This window comes from Actinoplanes sp. NPDC051633, from assembly GCF_040681735.1.
GTDB lineage: Bacteria > Actinomycetota > Actinomycetes > Mycobacteriales > Micromonosporaceae > Actinoplanes.
Window position 1 is genome coordinate 1 of record NZ_JBFAZH010000553.1, and the last position, 5149, is coordinate 5149.

4 protein-coding genes are annotated in these 5149 nt (G+C 72.5%); all 4 read left to right on the forward strand.

Going from position 1 to position 5149, the window contains the following annotated elements:
• The first annotated feature begins 80 nt into the window (after positions 1-80).
• The 4 genes from trmB to AB0M20_RS26375 all read left to right on the forward strand — a co-directional run bounded on the left by trmB (position 81) and on the right by AB0M20_RS26375 (position 5022).
• Positions 81-785 carry a tRNA (guanosine(46)-N7)-methyltransferase TrmB gene (gene trmB, locus AB0M20_RS26360; RefSeq protein ID WP_364302589.1) on the forward strand — a complete coding sequence of 235 codons (705 nt, stop codon included), beginning with the start codon at positions 81-83 and terminating at the stop codon, positions 783-785.
• Between the two features lie 22 nt (positions 786-807).
• Positions 808-2910, forward strand: a complete 2103-nt coding sequence (locus AB0M20_RS26365) for an ATP-binding protein (protein ID WP_364302592.1) — start codon at positions 808-810, stop codon at positions 2908-2910.
• 62 nt (positions 2911-2972) lie between these two features.
• Positions 2973-4385, forward strand: a complete 1413-nt coding sequence (locus AB0M20_RS26370) for a selenium-binding protein SBP56-related protein (protein ID WP_364302594.1) — start codon at positions 2973-2975, stop codon at positions 4383-4385.
• Between the two features lies 1 nt (position 4386).
• The gene (locus AB0M20_RS26375; protein ID WP_364302596.1) at positions 4387-5022 is read left to right on the forward strand and encodes a hypothetical protein; all 636 of its coding nucleotides are present in this window, start codon (positions 4387-4389) and stop codon (positions 5020-5022) included.
• The last annotated feature ends 127 nt before the right edge of the window (positions 5023-5149 follow it).

Here is a 5149-nt window from a genome sequence, read left to right on the forward strand (position 1 = left end):
GCCGGTCGGGGACATCCCCGGCCGGCGCCGCCGCGTGCGCCGCGGTCTCCTCCGTCGGCCGAGGCAGAATGGGCCGCGCGATGAACACTGCGAACGAACGGCCGGTGCGCACCTTCCACCCGCGGCGCGGGCGGATGAGCAAACGGCACGAGGACGCCCTGGCCGAGCTGTGGCCGGTGTACGGCCTGACCGTGCGGGACGGCGACCGGACCCCGGTCGACCCGGCCGAGCTCTTCGGCCGGGACGCGCCCACGGTGCTGGAGATCGGCTTCGGGATGGGCGACGCGACCGCCGCGATGGCCGCCGCGGACCCGGGCCGGAACTACCTGGCGGCCGAGGTGCACACCCCGGGCATCGGCAACCTGCTGGCGCTGGCCGGCGAGCTCGGCCTGACCAACCTCCGGGTCGCGCACGGCGACGCCATGGAACTGGTGCACCGCCTGCCCGCCGAGAGCCTGGACGCGATCCACGTCTTCTTCCCCGATCCCTGGCCGAAGCTGAAGCACCGCAAGCGGCGGCTGATCCAGCCGGGGAACGTGGCGCTGCTGCGCCGCGTGTTGCGGGTGGGCGGCGTGCTGCACTGCGCGACCGACTGGCCCGGGTACGCCGAGGCGATGAGCGCGACGCTCGAAGCGGATCCCTTCCTCCGCAGGACCGGGATCAGCCGGCGGCCCGAGACGAAGTTCGAGCGCCGGGGCGTCGCGGCCGGGCGGCCCATAACCGACCTGGTCTTCCGCCGTGTTGCATTTGCCGGAGACCAGGATTCGCCGATTTCTCCGCCTTAGTCTGAAGGGCGGAGGTCGGTCAATGCGGCTAGATGAACCCGGTGGCGCCGTCGAGACGGCGGCGGAACCCGGCCTGCCCGTTCCCCGGCCGTCTGACGGCCTGCTCACCAGCGGCGCGGCCGACAAGATCGCCGAACTGGTGGCGCGCGCGGCGCGGGCGCCCTCCGGCCTGATCTATTTCATCGAGGGTGGGGACCGTCTCTGCCTCGCGGGGGCGTACGGCCTGCCCGGCCTGCGGGAGGATGCGGCCGACCGGCCGATCAAGGGCAGCCTGGCCGAGGTGGTCCTGACCGGCGGGCAGCCGCTGGTGGTGACGGATCTCGCGACCGAGCCCCGGCTCCCGGCCGATTCGCCGCTGCGCGCCGTGCCGGGCGCCTTCCTCGGCCACCCGATCCGCGACGAGACCGGCGAGATCGTCGGGCTCTCCTGCGCGTACGACACGGCACCGCGCAGCTGGACCCCCGAGCAGATCGCCGCGGTCGCCGCCGCCGCCCAGGTGAGCACCCTGGTGATCGCCGAGCAGCGGGCCCGGCACGAGGTGGACCGGCAGCGCCGCTTCCTCGACACCGTGCTGGACAGCCTGCACGACGGGGTGACCGCCTGCGACGCGGACGGGCGGGTGGTGCTGGCCAACGCCCGGATGCGGGAGATGTGGGCGGGCGAGCGGGCCACCGCCGCGGTCCGGGACGCCGAGGCCGTCGAAGGGCTCACCGACGGGCACGGCAAGCCGATCGGCTGCGGCGACCTGCCGCTGTTCCGGGCGCTGCACGGCGAGCACCTGCGCAACGAGGAGCTGGCCTTCGAGGGACGCGCCCGGTCGACCCGCTACTACCTGGTCGACGCGCAGCCGATCACCGGGCCGGACGGGCGGGTGACCGGCGCGGTGCAGGCCGTGCAGGACGTGACCCGGCGCCGGCGGGCCGAGCGCTTCCGCACCTGCGAGCTGCGGGTCACCACGGCGCTGGCCGAGGCACGCGGCATCGAGGCGGCCGCGCCACGGGTGCTCGAAGCGGTGGTCAGCACCCTGGACTGGGCGCACGCCGAGCTGTGGCTGGTGGACGACGCCGCCGGGGTGGCGCGGCCGGCCGCCCGGTGGAGCGCGCCCGGCTGGGCCGACGACATCGACACGCCGTCCGAGCTGCCGTACGGGCAGGGCCTCGCCGGGCGGGTCTGGCAGGTCGGCAAGCCGCTGTGGATCCGCGACGTGGGCCGGCCGCAGAGCCTGATCTCGCAGGAGACCGCGGCGACCTCCCGGCTGCACACCGCGCTCGCCCTCCCGGTGCGCCACGGGTTGGAGCCGCTGGGCGTGCTGTGCGTCTTCGCGGACACCATCGAGGATCCCGAGGACGAGTTGCTCGCGTTGCTCTCCGGGGTGGCCGCGCTGCTCGGTCAGTTCCTGGACCGGCGGCTGGTCGACGACCTGCAGCGGCAACTGGCCCGGAGCAAGAACGAGTATCTGGCGCTGATCGGCCACGAGCTGCGAACACCGCTCACGTCGATCAGCGCGTACACGGAAATCCTGGGTGAGCTCGGCCCCGACGCCCTCGCGACGGACGGCCCGGCGCTTCTCGAGGTGATCGACCGGAACACCGCGAAGCTGCGGCACATCATCGACGAGCTGCTCGAACTGTCCGCTCTGGACACCGGGCACGCGGCGATGACCATGGCGCCGGTCGACCTGGCCGACGTGGTCCGCCAGTCGGTGCGGCGCACCGCCGAGGCGATCGACGGCTCACCGCTGGAGCTGACCGCCGACCTGCCGGACGAGCTGATGCTGCCCGGCGACCGGCGGCGCCTGCAGCAGATCGTGGACAACCTGCTGGGCAACGCGGTGAAGTACAGCCCGGACGGCGGCCGGATCTCGGTGCGGCTGACCTCGGCGGGCCGGGCGGCCGAGCTGTCGGTGTCGGACACCGGCATCGGGGTCGCGCCGGACGAGCGGGAGAAGCTGTTCACCCGGCTCTACCGCAGCAGCATGGTGCGCGACCGGGCGATCCCCGGAACGGGTCTGGGGCTGGCGCTCAGCCGGGCCGTCGTGCACCGCCACCACGGCACGATCGAGCTGTCCGACCATGAGGGACCGGGCACAACGGTGCTGGTCAGGCTGCCACTTGATGCACGGTAGTTGACGACCTGTTAAAGATCTCACCCCTGGTCATCCGGCGGAGACGGGGACAGGATGAGGCCATGACCAGGTGGACTCCCGATCCTTCGTTCTATGCCTCCCCGCAGGACGCGGCCACCGCGCCCGCCGAGAAGCTCGCGTACGTCGCCGCCTTCGACCGCGCCGCCGAGAAACCCGACGCGATCGTCGTGCTCGACACCGACCCGGAGTCCGGCACCTACGGCAAGGTCGTCGGCTGGACCGACCTGCCGCACACCGGCGACGAGCTGCACCACTTCGGCTGGAACGCGTGCAGCAGCGCGCTCTGCCCGACCGCGCCGCACCCGCACGTCGAGCGGCGCTACCTGATCGTGCCGGGCCTGCGCTCGTCGCGGATCTACGTCCTGGACACCAAGGACGATCCGCGCAACCCGGCGATCGTCAAGGAGATCTCGGCCGAGGAGCTCGCCGAGAAGGCGGACTACTCGCGCCCGCACACCGTTCACTGCGGCCCGGACGGCATCTACGTCTCGGCGCTGGGCGGCGGCTCGGCCGAGGGCCCCGGCGGCATCGCGGTGCTCGACCACACCACGTTCGAGGTACGCGGGCAGTGGGAGCGGGACCGCGGCGACCAGTACCTGGCGTACGACTTCTGGTGGCACCTGACCCGCGACGTGCTGGTCTCCTCGGAGTGGGCCACGCCGTCCATGATCGAGGACGGCCTGGTGCCGGAGCTGCTCATCGGCCGCAAGTACGGGCACCGGCTGCACTTCTGGGATCTGGCCAAGCGCACCCTGACGCAGACCGTCGACCTGGGCGACCAGTACCAGATGACGCTCGAGCTGCGCCCGGCGCACGACCCGAGCAAGGAGTACGGCTTCGTCGGCGTCGTCACCAGCGTCGAGGACCTCTCCGCGTCTGTCTGGGTATGGCATCGGCAGGGCCATGAATTCGCGGTCACGAAGGTGATCGACATTCCGGCCAAGCCGGCCGACGCCGCCGCCCTGCCGCCCGCGCTGCAACCCTTCGGCGCCGTCCCGCCGCTGGTCACCGACATCGACCTCTCGGTCGATGACAGGTTCCTCTACGTCTCCTGCTGGGGCACCGGCGAGCTGAAGCAGTTCGACGTCAGCGACCCGTTCCACCCGGTCGAGACGGGTTCCGTCCGGCTCGGCGGTGTGGTCGGCCGCGTCGCGCACCCGTCGTTCCCGGACGAGCGGCTGGCCGGCGGCCCGCAGATGGTCGAGGTCTCCCGCGACGGCAAGCGGGTGTACGTGTCCAACTCGCTCTACGGCGCCTGGGACGACCAGTTCTACCCCGACGGCGTGGGCGCCTGGCTGGCGAAGATCGACGTCGACACCGAGAACGGCGGGATCACCCTCGACCCGGCATTCTTCCCGCACGGCGACGAGTTCCGCGGCCTGCGGGTCCACCAGACGCGGCTGCAGGGCGGCGACGCGTCGTCGGACTCGTACTGCTTCCCGAACCAGACCTGACGTGACCCTTGGCCAATACCTGGCCCTGGCCGGGCTCGGCGCCTTCCACGGGCTGAACCCGGCCATGGGCTGGCTCTTCGCGGTCGCCCGCGGCATGCAGGAGCGCAGCGCCCGGGTGGTGCTGCGCTCGCTGCCGCCGATCGCCGTTGGCCACCTCGCCTCGGTGGCGATCGTCGCCGCGATCGTCTCGGCGACACGGTCGGTGGTGGCCGCGAACATCGTCGGGATCGTCGGCGGCGTCGTGCTGGTCGGCTACGGCCTGTGGCGGCTGCTCTCCGAGCGGCACTTCCGGTGGGCCGGGATGCGGCTCTCATCGGCGCAGCTGGCCGGCTGGTCGTTCCTGGTCTCCAGCGCGCACGGCGCGGGCCTGATGCTGCTCCCGGTGCTGGCCACCGAGCCCATGCCCGCCGGCGCCATGGACCACCACATGGCGGCGCCGGCGGTGAGCGCGCTCACCGGGCTGGCCGCGGCCGGCGTGCACACGATCTCGATGCTGACGGTGATGGGTACGGCCGCCCTGATCGTCTACAGGTTCGTCGGCGTCGGGGTGCTGCGCCGAGCATGGTTCAACGTCGACCGGCTGTGGGCGGCGGTGATGGTGGGCGCGGGCGCCCTCACGATCGCGCTGACGGTGTGACGCCGAGCAAAAGCGTCGTTGCGGGTGGCTCGACCGGGCCGGCGCCGCCCGGCCGGCGACGGACTGACTACCCCAGGGTGCGGGTGGTAGGATGGTGCGGATCGGAGGGGGTCATGGGTGACGATAC

Excerpts from the sequence above, each read along its gene's own strand:
- trmB (WP_364302589.1), top strand. The coding sequence starts at position 81 with ATGAACACTGCGAACGAACGGCCGGTGCGCACCTTCCACCCGCGGCGC.
- AB0M20_RS26365 (WP_364302592.1), top strand. The coding sequence starts at position 808 with ATGCGGCTAGATGAACCCGGTGGCGCCGTCGAGACGGCGGCGGAACCC.
- AB0M20_RS26370 (WP_364302594.1), top strand. The coding sequence starts at position 2,973 with ATGACCAGGTGGACTCCCGATCCTTCGTTCTATGCCTCCCCGCAGGAC.